Source organism: Citrobacter portucalensis (assembly GCF_002042885.1).
Classification (GTDB): domain Bacteria; phylum Pseudomonadota; class Gammaproteobacteria; order Enterobacterales; family Enterobacteriaceae; genus Citrobacter; species Citrobacter portucalensis.
Genome location: NZ_MVFY01000003.1, coordinates 407,801 through 427,305 on the forward strand (window position 1 = coordinate 407,801; position 19,505 = coordinate 427,305).

The following is a 19,505-nucleotide window of genomic DNA, read 5'->3' on the forward strand; positions in this document are numbered from 1 at the left end:
TGCCCCACATTTATTACTTTTAGGCAAACTGTGAACGATCATGCAAAACTGCAAATGCCGCGAAAACACTGGCGTCAAAGCGTGCACCAGATCACATATTGAACATATTCACCTTCGCATAATTTATTTACGTGGCAATTGATGCCTTTTCATCTTTTTGATATTTAAGCGTAAAAATAGCCACTATTTCAAAAACAACGCCTAACAACAAAAAAACCGCTCATTGACATTTATAATAAAAAATTAACACGAACGGTGATTCTTACGTTCTATTTTTAGCAGACTGATATTTTCACAGCTGACTTGTTTCGCTTTTAACAAAAAACGGTACGTTATAGTTATGATGCAAAACCGTAAGGCACTAGTGAAATGTAACGACATTTAACCACACTATTACCTATGACTTTTAACACCTGAAAAGCCGTTTTTTCTCTATTTTTTTTGATAAAAATTAAATTTTGTTTGGCTTAATAACCACCAAATGACGTTCACCATCCAACTGCGGAACGCGTAATTTTTCGACGGACTCAACGCTGAATTCTGCTGGCAGCGAATCAATTTCATCTGCAGGCAACTGCCCTTTTAGCGCATAAAAACGCCCATTCTGGCCCGGCAAATGATGACACCAGCTCACCATATCATTGAGTGAAGCGAAAGCACGGCTAATCACCCCATCAAACGGCGGTTCTGAAGGAAATTCTTCAACACGGCTTTGCACTGGAGTGATGTTAGTAAGCGCAAGCTCATGCTGCACCTGACGCAAGAAACGAACACGTTTTCCCAGGCTATCGAGCAGTGTGAAATGCGCTTCAGGGCGCACGATAGAGAGCGGAATTCCCGGCAGGCCCGGTCCCGTACCTACATCGATAAAACGCTCACCCTTCAGATACGGTGCAACGACAATGCTGTCCAGAATATGGCGTACCAGCATTTCGTTGGGATCCCGCACCGACGTCAGGTTGTACGCTTTGTTCCATTTGTGCAGCATATCGACATACGCAATCAGCTGATTTTTCTGGTGATCGGTAAGAGAAATACCGGCATCAGCCAGCAGACGAGAGAGTTTGTTGAGCACGGTCGTTACCTGTTAATAATCAAATGCCCGATGCGCTTTCGCTTATCGGGCCTACAAATTTGTACGGCGGGCAAGCGAAGCGCCCCCGCCAAAATAGTGTTATCAAGCGCTGCGGCGCAGCATACCTTGTTTTTTCAGCCATACCAGCAGAATGGAGATGGCGGCAGGCGTTATGCCGGAAATACGCGATGCCTGACCGATCGAGACGGGTTTGTGATCGTTCAGCTTAGCGATAACTTCATTCGACAAGCCAGAGACCTGACGATAATCCAGCGTTGCAGGCAACAGGGTGTTTTCATTGCGCTGTTGTCTTTCAATTTCTTCCAGCTGACGGGCAATATACCCTTCGTATTTCACCTGAATCTCAACCTGCTCTGCGGCCTGAGCATCATCAAGCGCGGGTGCGAACGCAGATAAAGAGGTCAACTGAGCATAGGTCATATCCGGGCGACGCAGCAGATCTTCACCGCTCGCTTCACGTGACAGAGGTGTAGCCAGGTGAGCATTCACTTCTGCTGCGGACTCCGCTAACGGATTCACCCAGGTTGATTTAAGACGTTGGCGTTCCTGTTCGATACGCTCCAGTTTCTCGTTGAAGCGAGCCCAGCGCTCATCGTCCACCAGACCCAGTTCACGACCAATTTCGGTCAGACGCAGGTCGGCGTTATCTTCACGCAGCATCAAACGGTATTCAGCGCGAGATGTGAACATACGGTACGGTTCTTTGGTACCCAGCGTACACAGGTCGTCCACCAGCACGCCAAGATAAGCCTGATCGCGACGCGGTGCCCAACCCTCTTTTTCGGCAGACAAGCGTGCGGCGTTCAGACCTGCCAACATGCCTTGTGCGGCGGCTTCTTCATAACCGGTTGTACCGTTAATCTGGCCCGCAAAGAACAGACCCTGGATGAATTTGCTTTCCAGAGTAGGTTTCAGGTCACGCGGATCGAAGAAATCATACTCAATCGCGTAGCCTGGGCGGACGATTCTGGCATTTTCCATCCCCTGCATGGAGCGGACAATTTGCATCTGCACATCGAACGGCAGGCTGGTGGAGATGCCATTCGGGTAAATTTCGTTAGAGGTCAGTCCTTCCGGTTCGAGGAAGATCTGATGCTGGTTACGATCGGCAAAGCGCATTACTTTGTCTTCGATCGACGGGCAGTAGCGTGGGCCAATACCTTCGATCACGCCAGCGTACATTGGGCTACGATCGAGGTTATTGCGGATCACGTCATGGGTTTTCTCATTGGTATGCGTGATGTAACACGGCATCTGGCGCGGATGTTGAGAAGCATCGCCCAGGAATGAGAAGACCGGCATCGGGTTATCGCTGTTTTGCTGGCCGAGCACGCTGAAATCAATCGTGCGCGCATCGATACGCGGCGGTGTACCGGTTTTCAGGCGGCTGACGCGCAGCGGCAGTTCACGCAGACGGCGTGACAGCGGGATGGACGGCGGATCGCCAGCGCGGCCACCGCTGTAGTTATCCAGACCAATATGAATTTTGCCGTCGAGGAAAGTCCCCACGGTTAATACGACCGCTTTGGCACGGAACTTCAGTCCCATTTGGGTTACTGCTCCCACAACGCGATCGTTTTCAACAATCAGATCTTCAACCGCCTGCTGGAAGATCATCAGGTTAGGTTGATTCTCCAGCGCAGTGCGTACCGCCTGGCGATAGAGCACACGATCGGCCTGAGCTCGGGTAGCGCGAACAGCTGGCCCTTTGCTTGCGTTTAGTATCCTAAACTGAATACCGGCATGGTCGATCGCTTTTGCCATCAATCCACCAAGCGCATCCACTTCTTTTACCAGGTGTCCCTTCCCAATACCGCCGATCGCCGGGTTGCAGCTCATTTGCCCCAGAGTGTCGATATTGTGTGTCAAAAGCAGAGTCTGTTGACCCATTCGCGCCGCGGCCATTGCGGCCTCGGTGCCTGCATGACCCCCGCCAATGATGATGACGTCAAAAGGATCCTGATAAAACATGGTGATTGCCTCGCATAACGCGGTGTGAAAATGGATTGAAGCCCGGGCCGTGGATTCTACTCAACTTTAGTCGATCGAGAAAGACCTGGGATCCTGGGTATTAAAAAGAAGATCTTTTTATTTAGAGATCTGTTTTATTGTGATCTCTTATTAGGATCGCACCTTTCTGTGGATAAGGACGATCCTTTAAGTAAGATCAACAGGTTGCTGAGGATCATTAGCTGTGAATGATCGGTGATCCTGGTCCGTATAAGCTGGGATCAGAATGAAGGGTTATACACAACTCAAAAACTGAACAACGGTTGTTCTTGGGATAACTACCGGTTGATCCAAGCTTTTAACCAGAGTTATCCACATAAAAAAGTACGATCTTTACAAATCTCTGAGCAACGGATGCCACGATCCCAGCCAAATTTCAGCCGGATCTTCCGGAATTTCATGTTCCAGCACGTTGATCCTGAGTGTTTCGCCGATCTGTTTTGCCCCACAGGCCTTCAATTCGGCTTCCAGCTTGTCGATTGCGCCGCAAAAGGTGTCATATTCACGACTGCCGATCCCGATTGCACCAAAGCGCACTTGTGACAGGTCCGGCTTTTGCTCGCGTAACGCATCATATAAAGGCTGCAGGTTGTCAGGAATATCTCCCGCACCGTGCGTGGAGCTGATAATCAGCCAGATCCCGTCAGTCGGAACCTCTTCAAGCATTGGCCCATGCAGTATTTCGCTGGAAAAACCGGCGTCGTCCAGCTTTTCAGCCAGATGCTCTGCTACATATTCCGCACTGCCAAGCGTACTACCGCTGATAAGAGTGATGTCTGCCATGATCGCCCACCTTTATAAAGAGGGCGTATTGTACGCTGTGAGCGAGCTGGGATCTACCTGTGGAAAACCAGGGTATTAAAAAAAGCGATCACGGCTTGATGGTACGCATGATCGGGTTTTGCAGGACGATCAGCGTTTCCGTGGACTGAATTTCGTCAATTGTTTGGATCTTGTTGATAAGTACCTGCTGCAATGCGTCGATCGACTTGCACATCACCTTAATAAAGATGCTGTAGTGCCCGGTGGTGTAATACGCTTCGGTCACTTCATCGAGGCTTTCCAGTCTGGCCAGCGCTGACGGATAGTCTTTCGCACTTTTCAGGATGATGCCGATAAAGCAGCCGACGTCATAACCCAATTGTTTGGGACTAACATCAATCCGCGCGCCGGTAATAATCCCCGCCTGCTTCATCTTTTCTACGCGAACGTGAATTGTTCCTGGGCTGACGCCGAACTGTTTGGCTAATTCTGCGTAGGCGGTACGAGCATTTTCCATTAAGGCGTCAAGAATGCCGCGGTCCAGATTGTCGATCTGATAATTTTCCATAGGTTTTTCTTATGTAGATTAATGATTCCCTCTATTTTAGACGTAACTTTTAACGAATCAAAATCGAAGTCGGCTTTTTGTTTGTTGATTATTGAATATTACCTCCATTCTGTTGCTTAATCATAGGCAACAGGACACAGGAGTACACATAATGAAAACCGCTTACATTGCCAAACAACGTCAAATTAGCTTCGTAAAATCTCATTTTTCTCGCCAGCTGGAAGAGCGTTTAGGCCTGATCGAAGTTCAGGCGCCGATCCTCAGCCGCGTTGGAGATGGCACGCAGGATAATTTGTCGGGCTGTGAGAAAGCGGTGCAGGTGAAGGTTAAAGCATTGCCAGACGCTCAATTCGAAGTGGTTCATTCACTGGCGAAGTGGAAGCGTCAAACGTTAGGACAACACGACTTTAGCGCAGGCGAGGGGCTGTACACGCACATGAAAGCCCTGCGTCCCGATGAAGATCGCCTCTCCCCACTGCACTCAGTGTATGTTGATCAGTGGGACTGGGAGCGCGTGATGGGCGACGGTGAGCGTCAATTCTCCACTCTGAAAAGCACGGTAGAGGCTATCTGGGCGGGAATTAAGGCCACCGAAGCTGCGGTTAGCAAAGAGTTTGGTCTGGCACCGTTCCTGCCGGAGCAGATCCACTTTGTTCATAGCCAGGAGCTGTTATCTCGTTATCCGGATCTTGATGCAAAAGGTCGTGAACGTGCGATCGCTAAAGAGCTGGGTGCGGTATTCCTGGTGGGGATCGGCGGTAAGCTCAGTGACGGTCACCGTCATGACGTACGTGCGCCCGATTATGATGACTGGAGTTCAGCGTCCGAGCTGGGTCATGCCGGTCTGAACGGTGATATTCTGGTCTGGAACCCGGTTCTGGAAGATGCGTTTGAGCTGTCTTCTATGGGGATCCGTGTGGATGCTGACGCCCTGAAACACCAGCTGTCTCTGACCGGTGATGAAGATCGCCTGAGTCTGGAGTGGCACCAGGCGCTGCTGCGCGGTGAAATGCCGCAGACAATTGGTGGCGGCATTGGGCAGTCGCGTCTGACCATGCTGTTGCTGCAATTACCGCACATTGGTCAGGTTCAGTGTGGCGTATGGCCGGCCCAGGTACGTGAAAGCGTCGCTTCTCTGCTGTAACAATTAACGCCGCCAGCGTCTGAGCAGGCGGCTTCGCATCCCGGTATCAAAGCGCCAGATATGATCGAAAATGCGCATGATGCCGGGTTTGCCATGTGCTGACATCGCCACCGCGTGAAAACGGTGCTGGTGCACCCGCTGTAATTCACCCACTTTATTGACGACCTCATCGGGCAATCGCTGAGCGATAAAATCTGAGATCACCACCGCATCGGCATCAAACCATTCCCGACCCTGCATGCGCTCAATTATGGCGCGAAAACAGCTGGCAATATCAGTGCCACCACGAAAGCGCTGACTTAAAAAGCGGATCGCCTGTTCGATGCCCTCCGGACCGGAAAGCTCATAGCGCACCACTTCTGTTGAAAACAGCATAATGAAACAGCGCCGGTTATCGGCAAGGGCGACGCGCATTAGCGCCAGGCAAAAGGCTTTCGCACACTGCTCATTAAACCCGCCCATCGATCCCGAGGTATCAACGCAGACGATAAAAGGCCCGCGCGGCTGCTCGTCAAAATCCTGATGCACCACCGGACGTTCCGTTACTTTCTCACGCCATGCTTCGCCGTGCAGGCGGTAGGTGAGCAGTTGCTTTTCCACCAGCCGTCGGTAGAACTCGTATTCCAGTTCGGTAATGCCCAGCGTGGCCAGCTCTGGCGGTAGCAGGCGCAGGATATCGTCACTTTGCTGGATGCCATCCACCTGCTCCGGGACGGTTGCAGGTTCGCGCACCAGGGTACGGAAGGTTTCCATTGGCGCATCTTTACGCGGCACGGATTTCGCCTCTCTGGAACGACCTAACTGCTCGGCCAGGCGCTGGAGTTCGGGTTGTTGCGTCAGAAATTCGCCGTATTTCACCATCAACTGATAATCACCGCGCTTGATTTGGCCCGCGCTCATATCCCACAACCGGCCTGCTGCGTTGTCATTTTCTGCCAGTACAGGTTCCAGTTGCCCGCTGAGGGTCATCCGTTCTTGTACTTCACTGAGCAAATGCTCGCGCTCTTCTTCCAGCAGTTGCTGATTCAGCGTTGTGGTTTGCACTACCAGGCTCAGGCGCCAGCGCTGGAGAAAAAGCGTATGTAGGGCGGGCGTAAAGGTGCTGTTGTCATTGACCAGTTGCTGCGCTTGCCCGGCCCAAGGCGAATGGAGGCGGTGCAATAGGGATAATATTTGCGGTAGCTGAACGATAAACTGCGCATGAGAGAGGAGCTGGCTTTGTTGATAGCACATAACCTCCTCCATCAGCTCCGGCGGTACATGGGTATCTTTGAGGCGGCTACGCAATGATTCACGCCAGCGGGGAATGTCGTCAGTGATCGCTTTTTTAAGGCGAGGAAATTTTTTAAAAAATACCACCATCTTTGGGGAAGCCAGCAGGGCGACGATCATCTCTTCGATCATCGCCTCTTCGCTGACTGCCAGCATGATGTTGAGCGTATCAAGGGTCAGCATTGTTGCGCCTGGCGGATTTGCGCCCCGACATCCTGCAGGCTGGCCTCAATGCGGCCTAACCAGTCGCTATGAATAAACAGGCATTTTTGCTGTTCGCTGAATGCGCTGTGCTGCTGATGCCACTCATTATCGAGCGCTTCAAGCTCCTGTTTTATCTCTGCGGGCATACTCTCTTGCGAAGCACCCGGCAGCGCCAGGCGAGAACCTTGTAAACTGACATCGCGTACAACCAGATGCTGTGCGCTATCGACTTCCATATTCAGCGTTTGGGCAAAGCCGATCCCGTTTAGTTTTCCGCGGATCTCCCCGCCTTTTGTTAGCCACAGTTCCAGCGCGCCACGTTCGAAAGCTATATGGATAACCTCCATATCATGCAGTTTTAAAGGCTTTTGCAGCAGTAATGTCACGACAGAAGACGAGGCTTCTGGCGGTAAATCATAATGAGGACGACGGCTGAACATTCCGCCCTGGCGGATCACCGTGAACGCCGTTTTGTCGCTTTGCTGCTGCTGGAGCTGAATGCGACGCTGCACAATGCTGCCCAGGCGCGTCAGCATGGCTTGCTGTTGCCAGGCGTGTCCGGTCATCAATATTTCAAGCTGTTGTTGCATCAGATTCAGGCTTTGTGCGTCGTACCACAGGCAATCTTTCAGCAGGATCAGGTCGATAGGTACTACCGCATCGCGTCCGCTAAAGAAAGCACTGGCCTGGAGTAAGCGGATCGCTTTTTTCCAGCGACGATCGGACACATAAGGAGCATTCGGTAACACGTCCAACTGTTGGCGCAGCGTGAAAATGAGCTCAAACACGCGATCGGGAAGCTTGATCGCACCAATGTCTTTTTGCCACTGGTGATACTCTTCATCCGTCACCTGCAATGATGCCGGGACCGGATTGTCGCTTTCATCCTGCTGACTTAACAGCATGGAGCGGAAATTGGCCTTGTCCTGAACTTTATCCAGCCACAGACGAATCAGCATACGGTCGTACAGCGCTTCCAGGCTGCTGTCGGCTTCAGGCAGTTCGTTGGAAGCCGCCACCAGCAGACGCATCGGAATTTTTTCTTCATACGCGCCGTTACGGAAGTGACGTTCGTTAATGGCGGTCAACAGGGTGTTAAGAATTGCCGGGCCTGCTTTCCAGATTTCATCGAGAAAAACGATTTCAGCTTCAGGAAGATAGCCCGCCGTTAAGCGTTCATAGCGACCTTCGTCTTTTAACGCCTGAATGGACAGCGGACCAAACACCTCTTCGGGCGTAGAGAAGCGCGTCATCAGGTATTCAAAAGCGCGTGCGTTTTGGAAGGCAAACTTCAGTCGGCGGGCAATTAAGCTTTTTGCGATCCCCGGGGGACCTAATAAGAAAACGCTCTCGCCGCTGAGTGCTGCCAGCAGACACAGACGAATGGCGTGGCTACGTTCATAAAGTCCCTTTTCCAGCGCATTGCTCAGACGGGAAATTCTTTCCGCTAATAAATGTGGGTGAGCCATAATGAAGTGGCGTCCTTTCGCCAAATGTACTGCATAAACTGCGAGTATAGATGCTTCACACCATTGCAGTAATAGACTGAAGGTGCGCTTATTTTTCTTTGAGCCAGATTAATCTGGTCTCATTTAGGGGTACGATTTTGTGATTAATCGTGCATACTGTGCGCCTTTTTGTGGGCCAAGGGACGACGCACACATTTCTTATATATACACCAAATCAATCAAGCTGCACCAAGGCGGCAATGGAGTTTTCTTCTGGGATGGGGGGAATAACGAATGCAGCCCACACGGAGTGACTTGAAAGATGATGTGTATAAACGAAAGACGAGTCTATGAGCACTGATAATAAACAATCATTGTCTGCGATTACCCTTGCGGCCATTGGGGTTGTCTACGGTGATATTGGTACCAGCCCACTTTATACGCTTCGTGAATGTTTGTCCGGCCAGTTTGGTTTTGGCGTTGAACGTGATGCCGTATTTGGTTTTCTCTCGCTGATTTTCTGGCTGCTGATCTTTGTTGTCTCCATTAAATACCTGACGTTTGTCATGCGCGCAGATAACGCCGGAGAAGGCGGGATCCTGACGCTGATGTCATTGGCCGGGCGTAATACCTCGGCGCGAACAACCTCCATGCTGGTCATTATGGGATTGATAGGCGGCAGCTTCTTCTATGGTGAAGTGGTGATTACGCCAGCCATTTCGGTGATGTCTGCAATTGAAGGTCTGGAGATAGTTGCCCCGCAACTGGATACCTGGATTGTTCCGCTCTCAATAATTGTGCTGACCCTGCTGTTTTTGATTCAAAAACACGGTACCGGCATGGTCGGTAAGCTGTTTGCGCCGATTATGCTGCTATGGTTCCTGACGCTCGCGGTATTAGGCGTGCGCAGTATTATTGGCAATCCGGAAGTGCTGCAGGCGCTCAATCCGTATTGGGCGGTGCATTTCTTCCTCGAATTCAAAACGCTGTCCTTTATCGCGCTGGGTGCGGTGGTGCTGTCGATTACCGGTGTTGAAGCGCTGTATGCGGATATGGGCCACTTCGGTAAATTGCCGATTCGTCTGGCATGGTTCTCAGTTGTATTGCCTTCACTGGTGCTGAACTATTTTGGGCAGGGCGCGTTGCTGTTAAAGCATCCTGAAGCGATCAAAAACCCGTTTTTCCTGCTGGCGCCGGACTGGGCATTAATTCCATTGTTGATCCTCGCCGCGCTGGCAACGGTCATCGCCTCTCAGGCGGTTATCTCCGGTGTCTTCTCGCTGACGCGTCAGGCCGTACGTCTGGGGTATTTATCGCCGATGCGTATCATCCATACCTCGGAAATGGAATCGGGCCAGATTTACATTCCTTTCGTTAACTGGATGCTCTATTTTGCGGTAGTTATCGTGATAGTGAGCTTTGAACACTCCAGTAACCTTGCCGCAGCGTATGGGATTGCGGTAACGGGGACGATGGTACTGACTTCAATTCTGTCGACCACCGTGGCGCGCAAAAACTGGCACTGGAATAAATACTTCGTCTTCCTGATCCTGGTGGCGTTCTTGTGCGTCGATGTTCCGCTGTTCTCCGCGAACCTCGATAAGCTTATTTCCGGCGGTTGGCTGCCTCTGACGCTGGGTCTGGTGATGTTCACCATCATGACCACCTGGAAAAGCGAACGCTTCCGTCTGCTGCGTCGCATGCATGAGCACGGTAACTCTCTGGAGGCGATGATTGCTTCTCTGGAGAAATCGCCACCGGTACGCGTGCCGGGAACGGCGGTGTATATGTCCCGCGCACTGAACGTCATCCCGTTTGCGCTTCTGCATAACCTCAAGCATAACAAGGTGCTGCATGAGCGCGTTATTCTGCTGACGCTGCGCACGGAAGATGCGCCCTATGTTCACAACGTGCGTAGGGTGCAGATTGAGCAGTTATCGCCCACCTTCTGGCGCGTGGTGGCTAGCTACGGTTGGCGTGAAACGCCGAACGTTGAGGAAGTGTTCCATCGCTGCGGTCTGGAAGGTTTAAGCTGTCGAATGATGGAAACCTCTTTCTTTATGTCGCATGAGTCGTTGATTGTTGGCAAGCGGCCATGGTACCTGCGTCTGCGCGGCAAGCTGTATCTGCTGCTACAGCGCAACGCGCTGCGCGCGCCGGACCAGTTTGAAATCCCACCGAACCGGGTTATTGAGCTTGGTACTCAGGTAGAGATTTAATCTCATCGACGCCCTCTTTCATCGCGAAAGGGGGCGTTTTGTTTTGCCCCTCTCAGTTTTCATTTCATCGAATGATAATCCTTGCGAAACGTTTCGATGGCGATCACATTTTCGTAACGTCGCGGTGGTTTTCTGTCCACTCTTCGCACTACACTTATCTTCAGCGAAACGTTTCGCTAGTGGGGAAAGAAAATGAAGAAAGGCACGGTACTCAACTCTGAAATTTCAACGGTGATCTCCCGTCTGGGGCATACCGATACGCTGGTGGTGTGTGATGCAGGTTTACCCATCCCGAACAGCACAACGCGTATTGATATGGCATTAACCCAGGGCGTACCTTCTTTTATGCAGGTGCTGGATGTGGTCACACGTGAAATGCAGGTCGAGGCAGCCATTCTCGCGTCGGAAATTAAACAACATAATCCGCAACTCCACGAAACGTTGCTCAGCCACATTGAGCAACTGCAACAACACCAGGGAAACACCATAGAAATTCGTTACACCACGCATGAACAATTCAAAAAACAAACCGCAGACAGTCAGGCGGTAATTCGCAGCGGAGAATGTTCTCCGTATGCGAATATCATTCTCTGTGCTGGCGTCACGTTCTGAGGCCATCATGAACGCATTACTGCAACTCAAAGGGATCGATAAAGCGTTCCCGGGCGTAAAAGCGCTATCCGGCGCCGCGCTGAATGTCTACCCTGGCCGCGTAATGGCGCTGGTGGGCGAAAACGGCGCGGGCAAATCCACCATGATGAAAGTGCTGACCGGGATCTATACCCGTGATGCCGGTTCTTTATTGTGGCTGGGGAAAGAGACCATCTTTAACGGCCCGAAATCCTCCCAGGAAGCCGGAATCGGTATCATCCACCAGGAGCTGAACCTGATCCCGCAACTCACTATCGCCGAGAACATTTTTCTTGGCCGTGAGTTTGTGAATCGCTTTGGCAAAATTGACTGGAAGAAGATGTACGCCGAAGCCGATCTGCTGCTCGCCAAACTGAATCTGCGCTTTAAAAGCGACAGACTGGTTGGTGAGCTGTCGATTGGCGATCAACAGATGGTCGAAATTGCCAAAGTGCTGAGCTTTGAATCGAAGGTCATCATTATGGATGAACCGACGGATGCCCTCACCGATACCGAAACCGAATCCCTGTTCCGCGTCATCCGCGAACTGAAATCCCAGGGACGCGGCATTGTCTATATTTCTCACCGTATGAAAGAGATCTTCGAGATTTGCGATGACGTAACCGTCTTCCGCGACGGGCAGTTTATTGCCGAACGTGAAGTTGCCTCGCTGACTGAAGACTCGCTGATTGAAATGATGGTGGGACGTAAGCTGGAAGATCAGTACCCGCGCCTGGAAAAAGCGCCGGGTGATCTTCGCCTGAAGGTCGATAACCTGTGCGGTCCTGGCGTAAACGATGTTTCGTTCACGCTGCGTAAAGGCGAGATCCTTGGCGTATCCGGGCTGATGGGGGCCGGACGTACCGAACTGATGAAAGTGTTGTACGGCGCATTGCCGCGCACCAGCGGTTACGTCACGCTTGATGGCCATGAAGTGGTTACCCGTTCGCCGCAGGATGGGTTGGCTAACGGCATCGTCTATATTTCTGAAGACCGTAAACGCGATGGCTTAGTGCTGGGCATGTCGGTGAAAGAGAACATGTCACTGACCGCGCTGCGTTATTTCAGCCGCACCGGTGGAAGCCTGAAACATAAAGATGAGCAGCAGGCGGTGGGGGATTTTATTCGTCTGTTCAATGTTAAAACACCATCAATGGAACAGGCTATCGGCCTGCTTTCCGGTGGTAACCAGCAGAAAGTGGCGATTGCGCGCGGTCTGATGACCCGGCCAAAAGTGCTGATCCTTGATGAACCAACGCGCGGCGTTGACGTTGGAGCCAAGAAAGAAATCTATCAGCTTATCAACCAGTTTAAGGCTGACGGGCTGAGTATCATTCTGGTCTCCTCTGAGATGCCAGAAGTATTGGGCATGAGCGATCGAATTATCGTTATGCATGAAGGGCATCTCGGCGGTGAGTTCACTCGCGAGCAGGCCACTCAGGAAGTATTAATGGCTGCCGCTGTGGGCAAGCTTAATCGCGTGAATCAGGAGTAAAAAAGATGACTACCCAGGCTGTTTCTGGTCGCCGTTATTTCACTAAAGCATGGCTTCTGGAGCAAAAGTCGCTCATCGCTCTGTTAGTGCTGATCGCGATTGTTTCCACCATGAGCCCTAACTTTTTTACCGTTAATAACCTGTTCAACATTCTCCAGCAAACGTCGGTGAACGCCATCATGGCCGTTGGCATGACGCTGGTTATCCTGACGTCGGGTATTGATCTGTCCGTCGGTTCCTTGCTGGCGCTTACCGGCGCGGTTGCGGCTTCAATTGTAGGGATTGAGGTCAATGCGCTGGTGGCTGTTGCTGCGGCCCTGGCGCTCGGCGCTGCCATTGGCGCAGTCACCGGGGTGATTGTTGCGAAAGGCCGGGTGCAGGCGTTTATTGCAACGCTAGTGATGATGCTGCTGCTGCGCGGCGTGACCATGGTGTACACCAACGGCAGTCCGGTTAATACCGGGTTTACTGACAATGCCGATGTGTTTGGCTGGTTTGGTATTGGTCGTCCGTTAGGCATCCCTACGCCAGTGTGGATCATGGGGATTGTCTTCCTCGCGGCGTGGTACATGCTGCACCACACTCGTCTGGGCCGTTATATCTACGCGCTGGGCGGTAACGAAGCGGCAACGCGTTTGTCTGGTATCAGCGTCAGTAAAATCAAAATTATCGTTTACTCACTGTGCGGTCTGCTGGCATCGCTGGCGGGCATCATTGAAGTCGCGCGACTCTCCTCCGCACAACCGACGGCAGGTACTGGCTATGAGCTGGATGCTATCGCAGCGGTGGTGTTAGGCGGTACCAGCCTGGCGGGTGGTAAAGGACGTATTGTTGGGACGCTGATCGGCGCATTGATTCTTGGTTTCCTCAATAATGGTTTGAATTTGTTAGGTGTATCCTCCTATTACCAGATGATCGTCAAAGCGGTGGTGATTTTGCTGGCGGTACTGGTAGACAACAAAAAGCAGTAACAACGATTACAGGACATCTTAAATATGAACATGAAAAAACTGGCTACCCTGGTTTCTGCTGTTGCGCTGAGCGCCACCGTGAGCGCGAATGCGATGGCGAAAGATACCATTGCGCTGGTGGTCTCCACCCTCAACAACCCGTTCTTTGTTTCTCTGAAGGATGGGGCGCAAAAAGAGGCGGATAAGCTGGGTTACAACCTGGTGATTCTGGACTCGCAGAACAACCCGGCGAAAGAGCTGGCTAACGTTCAGGACTTAACGGTTCGTGGAACTAAAATTCTGCTGATCAACCCGACTGACTCTGATGCCGTTGGTAATGCTGTGAAGATGGCTAACCAGGCAAAAATTCCGGTTATTACCCTTGACCGTGTTGCCTCCAAAGGCGAAGTGGTAAGCCACATCGCGTCTGATAACGTGTTGGGTGGCAAAATTGCGGGTGATTACATCGCGAAGAAAGCAGGTGAAGGCGCGAAAGTTATCGAACTGCAAGGGATTGCCGGAACTTCAGCGGCGCGTGAGCGTGGCGAAGGTTTCCAGCAGGCCGTTGCGGCACACAAATTTAACGTACTGGCCAGCCAGCCGGCAGACTTCGACCGCACCAAAGGTCTGAACGTCATGCAGAACCTGCTGACCGCGCATCCTGATGTGCAGGCCGTATTTGCCCAGAACGATGAAATGGCGCTGGGTGCGCTGCGCGCACTGCAAACCGCGGGTAAATCTGATGTGATGGTGGTTGGATTTGACGGCACTCCAGATGGCGAAAAAGCAGTAAATGATGGCAAACTGGCTGCGACCATTGCTCAGTTGCCGGATCAGATCGGCGCGAAAGGCGTTGAGACTGCGGATAAAGTCCTGAAAGGCGAGAAGGTTCAGGCTAAATATCCGGTTGACCTGAAGCTGGTCATCAAGCAGTAATACCGATTCAGGTCGCTCGCGGCCTGATGGAGACATAAATACGCCATCCCCGTATCTGATTTTGGGGATGAAAGCGTAAAAAGAAAAGCAGGGCACGCGCCACCCTAACCCGGTGGCGCACTTTGACTTGGAACACCAAATATGAAAACCGCAGGCAACCTCGTTGTTCTTGGCAGTATCAATGCCGATCACATCCTTAACCTTAACTCTTTCCCGACACCTGGTGAAACCGTAACAGGTAGCCATTATCAGGTCGCATTTGGCGGTAAAGGCGCGAATCAGGCTGTTGCTGCGGGTCGTAGTGGCGCGAATATCGCATTCATTGCCTGTACGGGCGATGATGATATTGGCGAAAGTGTGCGTAAACAGTTAGCCAAAGATAACATCGATATTGCGCCGATTAGCGTAATTTCGGGGGAATCGACCGGTGTGGCGTTGATTTTTGTGAATGGTGAAGGTGAGAACGTTATCGGCATTCATGCCGGAGCGAACGCAGCTCTTTCGCCAGCGCTGGTGGAAGCGCAGCATGAGCGTATTGCTCAGGCGTCCGCCTTACTTATGCAGTTAGAATCGCCGATCGAAAGCGTACTGACTGCAGCAAAGATTGCACATCAAAATAAGACCATGGTCGCCCTGAACCCGGCACCGGCACGTGAACTTTCTGATGAACTGCTGGCGCTGGTGGATATTATTACCCCGAATGAAACCGAGGCTGAAAAGCTGACGGGGATCCGGGTCGAAAATGATGAAGACGCGGCCAAAGCGGCGCAGGCATTGCACGCTAAAGGTATCCATACTGTACTGATTACTTTAGGTAGTCGCGGTGTGTGGGCCAGCGTTAATGGCGAAGGACAGCGTGTGCCCGGTTTTAAAGTGGAAGCCGTTGATACTATTGCCGCTGGAGACACCTTTAATGGCGCGTTAATTACGGCGTTGCTGGAAGAGACTCCGCTGCCTGAAGCGATCCGTTTTGCGCATGCCGCTGCGGCGATTGCGGTTACCCGTAAAGGCGCACAGCCTTCCGTTCCGTGGCGCGAAGAAATAGAAGCGTTTTTAAGTCAACAGAGGTAACGCTTGGCTACAATGAAGGACGTCGCCCGCCTGGCGGGTGTTTCCACGTCGACGGTTTCTCACGTCATTAATAAAGATCGCTTTGTCAGTGAGTCCGTCACTGACAAAGTAGAAGCTGCAATTAAAGCGCTTAACTACGCGCCCTCCGCGCTGGCGCGTAGTCTCAAGTTAAACCAGACCCGCACGATTGGCATGTTAATCACTGCCAGTACCAATCCCTTCTATTCTGAACTAGTGCGCGGCGTTGAACGTAGCTGTTTTGAGCGCGGCTACAGCCTGGTGCTGTGCAATACCGAAGGCGATGAACAGCGCATGAACCGTAACCTGGAAACTCTGATGCAAAAACGTGTGGACGGCTTGTTGCTGCTCTGCACCGAAACACATCAGCCTTCCAGAGAGATAATGCAGCGTTATCCTTCTATACCGACCGTGATGATGGACTGGTCGCCTTTTGATGGTGAAAGCGATCTGATTCAGGATAACTCCTTGCTGGGCGGGGATTTAGCCACGCAACATCTTATCGAAAAAGGTTTTACGCGCATTGCCTGCATCACCGGGCCGCTGGATAAAACCCCGGCGCGTTTGCGTCTGGAAGGATATCGGGCAGCAATGAAGCGGGCGGGGTTGTCTGTCCCGGAAGGCTACGAGATTACCGGTGACTTTGAGTTCGGCGGCGGCTTTGAAGCTATGCAAACGTTGCTGTCGCATAAACAGCGACCGCAGGCCGTTTTTACCGGCAATGATGCAATGGCAGTTGGCGCGTATCAGGCTCTGTACCAGTCAGGATTGCGCATTCCGCAGGATATGGCTGTGGTGGGTTACGATGATATCGAGCTGGCGCGCTATATGACGCCGCCCCTGACGACCATCCACCAACCAAAAGATGAATTGGGCGAACTGGCCATCGATGTATTAATTCACCGGATGGCGCAGCCCGCATTACAGCAACAGCGTTTGCAGCTTACTCCTGTTCTGATGGAGCGGGGGTCGGTTTAGGTTTGTGCCGATCTTTGATCAGGTTACGTCCATCTTTGGCTTTTAGCAGCATGAACATCAGCGCGGATATTACCGTGATAGCGCCCATCGTCATAAAGGTGTAGTGGAACTGTTCGACCGTATTGGTTCCTTCCATACCTTCATAGATACGTAGAACGGCGGCGCTGATGGCAACCCCTAAACTGATTGATAACTGCTGAGTAACGGCCAATACGCTGTTGCCGCTGCTGGCATTTTCATCGGTCAGATCCGCCAGAGTGATGGTATTCATTGAAGTAAACTGGGTGGACATCGCCATACCTAAAATGAACAACGGCAGGATTAGCATCCAGATCGGCATGGCAGGAGATTGCAAAGCGAACTGCGCAATCATCAGGCCGATAAATACCGTAACACCCACCAATGTGGTCCTGTAGCCGAGTTTGCGCAGTACCTGCGTCACCATGGATTTTGCCAGAATTGAACCCAACGCTGTTGGCGCCATCATGCAGCCGGCTATCAGAGCCGGATATCCAAATCCTACCTGCAACATCAGCGGCATTAAGAAGGGCACGCAGCCTGTGCCCAGGCGAGTGGCGAGGTTTCCGGCGATCCCAACAGAAAAGGTCCGAGTCTTAAATATCGGAAGCGATATCAGCGGCGTTGGGTGGCGACGCGCATGGCGAATATAGGCGAGTAGTAACAACACACTGGCAAGAATAATACCGAGTGCGACCCAGGTCTCGACAAGCTTCTCACCGAACAATTCAACGCCGCTGGAAAACAACACCAGGCTCAAACCAAACAGAAAGAAACCGGTCATATCAAAACCGCGGCGTGGCGTGGTGAAGTTCGGCATATATTTGCGGGCATAGAAGATACCGGCAATGCCAATTGGAATATTAATCAGGAAGATCCAGTGCCAACTGGCCCATGTAACCAGTACACCGCCCAATACCGGACCTAAAATCGGCCCCACAAGTCCTGGCATGGTGACGAAGTTAAGCACGGGAAGCAGTTCGCTGCGGGGGTAAGCACGCAATAACGCCAGACGGGCAACGGGCATCATCATGGCGCCACCGATCCCCTGAATGACACGGAAAATCACCAGCTCGCTTAAGGAACTGGACAGCGCGCAGGCCAGCGATCCCAATGTAAACAGGCTAACGGCAATCATAAAGACGCGTCGGGTACCAAATCGGTCTGCCAGCCAACCACTTACCGGGATCAGCATCGCGACAGTCAGGGTATAGCTGATAATGGCCGACTGCATGGCGAGTGGAGAGCGGTTAAGACTATGTGCTATTGCGGGTAGGGCGGTATTGAGGATCGTGGCGTCTAGTGCCTGCATAAAAAAGGCCATGGCTGCTATCCACGGTAGCCCGGCCATACTGCGAGATTTCTTTTCTGACATATTATTTATCCGGTAGCACGTTCGGTGCTATCAGCAATGCCTGACAGGCAGCAAAGGCGCGATCGCCATCGTTATCATCTATTGCATCGACAATGGCCTGGTGCAAATCCAGTTTCACCACATCGTTATAGGTAATAGAGGTAAAGTAGGTCTGGTAAACCGAATGGAACAGAGATGCAAAGGAAATAAGGAACGGATTCGCACTCATTTCATAGATGTGCTCATGCCAGGCGATATCAACCTCAATCCAGCGTTCGCGTCTGAAGTTTCTTTTCAGCTCGACCATCTCTTCCATCAGCGTGTTGAGGTGCGCTTTCTGTTCAGCCGTACCTATGGTCGCTGCCAGTAAGCACGCCTGAGGCTCCAGGCTGATACGCATCACCAGAAAATGTTTAATGACCTGCGGGAAATTATCTTCTGTCATCCACCAGGTGAGCAGCTCCTGGTCAAGGAAGTTCCAGTTTGCTTGCGGCATGACGCGTGTACCAATACGTGGGCGCGGTAATACCATACCTTTTGCCGTTAATGTTTTTACTGCCTCTCTTACCGCGGTGCGACTCACGCCAAACTGATCGCCTAGCTCTATTTCGCCAGGCAATATCGCACCCGGTGCGTATTCACCTTTTAATATTCGCTGAGCCAGCTTTTCGGCCAGAACGTAGGACAAGTTTTTCTGTGCGGCTAGCTGTTGGGCATTTAACGGCATGAATGTTCTTCCTTACTCTTTTTCTTATTCATTAGTATGCCACCTGGAAGTGTGATTGCGGCTGCAAAAACGGCAATTTGCTTATTTTATGGCATGTTAATGGTGGTTTTGGTGAAAAAACACGCACTCGGAAAGTTATTTTAAATTTCCCCTTGTCAGCCTGAAATAACTCCCTATAATGCGCCTCCACTGACACGGAACAACGGATTACAAGCCGCCGGGTCAGCGGGGTTCCACTGAGAACTCCGGCGAAGAAAGCGAAATTAAATGCTTGACTTCGTAGCGGGATGGCGTAATATGCACACCCCGCGCCGCTGAGAAAAAGCAAAGCGGCACTGCTCTTTAACAATTTATCAGACAATCTGTGTGGGCACTCGAAGATACGGATTCTTAACGTCGCAAGACGAAAAATGAATACCAAGTCTCAACGAGTGAACACGTAATTCATTACGAAGTTTAATTCATTGAGCATCAAACTTTTAAATTGAAGAGTTTGATCATGGCTCAGATTGAACGCTGGCGGCAGGCCTAACACATGCAAGTCGAACGGTAGCACAGAGGAGCTTGCTCCTTGGGTGACGAGTGGCGGACGGGTGAGTAATGTC

16 protein-coding genes and 1 rRNA gene are annotated in these 19,505 nt (G+C 51.6%); 9 read left to right on the forward strand and 8 right to left on the reverse strand.

The annotated features are described in order from the left end of the window. Window positions 1–451: 451 nt before the first annotated feature. From rsmG to asnC, 4 genes are all read right to left on the reverse strand, one after another. Window positions 452–1,075: a 16S rRNA (guanine(527)-N(7))-methyltransferase RsmG gene (rsmG, locus tag BZK40_RS07080; RefSeq protein ID WP_003827017.1), complete on the reverse strand. Its 624-nt coding sequence runs from the start codon at window positions 1,073–1,075 to the stop codon at window positions 452–454. Window positions 1,076–1,177: 102 nt separating this feature from the next. Continuing rightward, a complete protein-coding gene (mnmG, locus tag BZK40_RS07085) occupies window positions 1,178–3,067 on the reverse strand; it encodes a tRNA uridine-5-carboxymethylaminomethyl(34) synthesis enzyme MnmG (RefSeq protein WP_003827014.1) in 1,890 nt (629 codons plus the stop codon). A 372-nt stretch (window positions 3,068–3,439) separates the two neighbouring features. Beyond that, a complete protein-coding gene (mioC, locus tag BZK40_RS07090) occupies window positions 3,440–3,889 on the reverse strand; it encodes an FMN-binding protein MioC (protein ID WP_003827013.1) in 450 nt (149 codons plus the stop codon). Window positions 3,890–3,977: 88 nt separating this feature from the next. Further along, window positions 3,978–4,436 (reverse strand): transcriptional regulator AsnC, encoded by a 459-nt coding sequence (gene asnC, locus BZK40_RS07095; RefSeq protein ID WP_003023780.1) that lies wholly within the window; start codon window positions 4,434–4,436, stop codon window positions 3,978–3,980. Between the two features lie 151 nt (window positions 4,437–4,587). Here asnC and asnA point away from each other — a divergent pair, with 151 nt between their 5' ends. Continuing rightward, entirely contained in the window at window positions 4,588–5,580 is a 993-nt protein-coding gene (gene asnA / locus BZK40_RS07100) for an aspartate--ammonia ligase (protein ID WP_003827009.1), read from the forward strand. A gap of 3 nt (window positions 5,581–5,583) precedes the next feature. Here asnA and viaA read toward each other — a convergent pair whose 3' ends face one another. Both viaA and ravA read right to left on the reverse strand, forming a co-directional pair. Next, window positions 5,584–7,035 carry an ATPase RavA stimulator ViaA gene (viaA, locus tag BZK40_RS07105; RefSeq protein WP_008786554.1) on the reverse strand — a complete coding sequence of 484 codons (1,452 nt, stop codon included), beginning with the start codon at window positions 7,033–7,035 and terminating at the stop codon, window positions 5,584–5,586. Beyond that, complete coding sequence (ravA, locus tag BZK40_RS07110) at window positions 7,029–8,525, reverse strand: ATPase RavA (RefSeq protein WP_020996042.1); 1,497 nt, start codon at window positions 8,523–8,525, stop codon at window positions 7,029–7,031. The genes viaA and ravA overlap by 7 nt, the downstream gene beginning before the upstream one ends. Before the next feature lie 329 nt (window positions 8,526–8,854). Between ravA and kup the strand changes: the two genes are divergently transcribed. The 7 genes from kup to rbsR all read left to right on the forward strand — a co-directional run bounded on the left by kup (window position 8,855) and on the right by rbsR (window position 16,801). Further along, the gene (gene kup / locus BZK40_RS07115; RefSeq protein WP_003827003.1) at window positions 8,855–10,723 is read left to right on the forward strand and encodes a low affinity potassium transporter Kup; all 1,869 of its coding nucleotides are present in this window, start codon (window positions 8,855–8,857) and stop codon (window positions 10,721–10,723) included. 192 nt (window positions 10,724–10,915) lie between these two features. Beyond that, on the forward strand, window positions 10,916–11,335 hold the full coding sequence (gene rbsD / locus BZK40_RS07120; RefSeq protein ID WP_003827001.1) for a D-ribose pyranase: 420 nt from the start codon (window positions 10,916–10,918) through the stop codon (window positions 11,333–11,335). Window positions 11,336–11,342: 7 nt separating this feature from the next. Then, window positions 11,343–12,848 carry a ribose ABC transporter ATP-binding protein RbsA gene (gene rbsA, locus BZK40_RS07125; protein WP_079934393.1) on the forward strand — a complete coding sequence of 502 codons (1,506 nt, stop codon included), beginning with the start codon at window positions 11,343–11,345 and terminating at the stop codon, window positions 12,846–12,848. Between the two features lie 5 nt (window positions 12,849–12,853). Beyond that, window positions 12,854–13,819 (forward strand): ribose ABC transporter permease, encoded by a 966-nt coding sequence (rbsC, locus tag BZK40_RS07130; protein ID WP_045449027.1) that lies wholly within the window; start codon window positions 12,854–12,856, stop codon window positions 13,817–13,819. 24 nt (window positions 13,820–13,843) lie between these two features. Next, on the forward strand, window positions 13,844–14,734 hold the full coding sequence (gene rbsB / locus BZK40_RS07135) for a ribose ABC transporter substrate-binding protein RbsB (RefSeq protein ID WP_003023760.1): 891 nt from the start codon (window positions 13,844–13,846) through the stop codon (window positions 14,732–14,734). Between the two features lie 141 nt (window positions 14,735–14,875). Then, on the forward strand, window positions 14,876–15,805 hold the full coding sequence (gene rbsK / locus BZK40_RS07140; RefSeq protein WP_003826997.1) for a ribokinase: 930 nt from the start codon (window positions 14,876–14,878) through the stop codon (window positions 15,803–15,805). A 3-nt stretch (window positions 15,806–15,808) separates the two neighbouring features. Continuing rightward, window positions 15,809–16,801, forward strand: a complete 993-nt coding sequence (rbsR, locus tag BZK40_RS07145; RefSeq protein WP_095533112.1) for a ribose operon transcriptional repressor RbsR — start codon at window positions 15,809–15,811, stop codon at window positions 16,799–16,801. Here rbsR and mdtD read toward each other — a convergent pair. Both mdtD and BZK40_RS07155 read right to left on the reverse strand, forming a co-directional pair. Continuing rightward, window positions 16,767–18,194 carry a multidrug transporter subunit MdtD gene (gene mdtD, locus BZK40_RS07150; protein ID WP_008786557.1) on the reverse strand — a complete coding sequence of 476 codons (1,428 nt, stop codon included), beginning with the start codon at window positions 18,192–18,194 and terminating at the stop codon, window positions 16,767–16,769. The genes rbsR and mdtD overlap by 35 nt on opposite strands. Window position 18,195: 1 nt before the next feature. Beyond that, a complete protein-coding gene (locus BZK40_RS07155; RefSeq protein ID WP_003023753.1) occupies window positions 18,196–18,900 on the reverse strand; it encodes a FadR/GntR family transcriptional regulator in 705 nt (234 codons plus the stop codon). A 481-nt stretch (window positions 18,901–19,381) separates the two neighbouring features. Here BZK40_RS07155 and BZK40_RS07160 point away from each other — a divergent pair. After that, window positions 19,382–19,505: ribosomal RNA gene (locus tag BZK40_RS07160) — 16S ribosomal RNA — on the forward strand; the annotation flags it as partial.

What these genes read in the sequence shown, in the direction of transcription:
- kup (WP_003827003.1), top strand. Translation starts at nt 8,855, where the DNA reads ATGAGCACTGATAATAAACAATCATTGTCTGCGATTACCCTTGCGGCC.
- mdtD (WP_008786557.1), bottom strand. Translation starts at nt 18,194, where the DNA reads ATGTCAGAAAAGAAATCTCGCAGTATGGCCGGGCTACCGTGGATAGCA.
- mioC (WP_003827013.1), bottom strand. Translation starts at nt 3,889, where the DNA reads ATGGCAGACATCACTCTTATCAGCGGTAGTACGCTTGGCAGTGCGGAA.
- mnmG (WP_003827014.1), bottom strand. Translation starts at nt 3,067, where the DNA reads ATGTTTTATCAGGATCCTTTTGACGTCATCATCATTGGCGGGGGTCAT.
- viaA (WP_008786554.1), bottom strand. Translation starts at nt 7,035, where the DNA reads ATGCTGACCCTTGATACGCTCAACATCATGCTGGCAGTCAGCGAAGAG.
- rbsB (WP_003023760.1), top strand. Translation starts at nt 13,844, where the DNA reads ATGAACATGAAAAAACTGGCTACCCTGGTTTCTGCTGTTGCGCTGAGC.
- rbsC (WP_045449027.1), top strand. Translation starts at nt 12,854, where the DNA reads ATGACTACCCAGGCTGTTTCTGGTCGCCGTTATTTCACTAAAGCATGG.
- asnA (WP_003827009.1), top strand. Translation starts at nt 4,588, where the DNA reads ATGAAAACCGCTTACATTGCCAAACAACGTCAAATTAGCTTCGTAAAA.
- rbsA (WP_079934393.1), top strand. Translation starts at nt 11,343, where the DNA reads ATGAACGCATTACTGCAACTCAAAGGGATCGATAAAGCGTTCCCGGGC.
- BZK40_RS07155 (WP_003023753.1), bottom strand. Translation starts at nt 18,900, where the DNA reads ATGCCGTTAAATGCCCAACAGCTAGCCGCACAGAAAAACTTGTCCTAC.
- ravA (WP_020996042.1), bottom strand. Translation starts at nt 8,525, where the DNA reads ATGGCTCACCCACATTTATTAGCGGAAAGAATTTCCCGTCTGAGCAAT.
- rbsK (WP_003826997.1), top strand. Translation starts at nt 14,876, where the DNA reads ATGAAAACCGCAGGCAACCTCGTTGTTCTTGGCAGTATCAATGCCGAT.
- asnC (WP_003023780.1), bottom strand. Translation starts at nt 4,436, where the DNA reads ATGGAAAATTATCAGATCGACAATCTGGACCGCGGCATTCTTGACGCC.
- rbsD (WP_003827001.1), top strand. Translation starts at nt 10,916, where the DNA reads ATGAAGAAAGGCACGGTACTCAACTCTGAAATTTCAACGGTGATCTCC.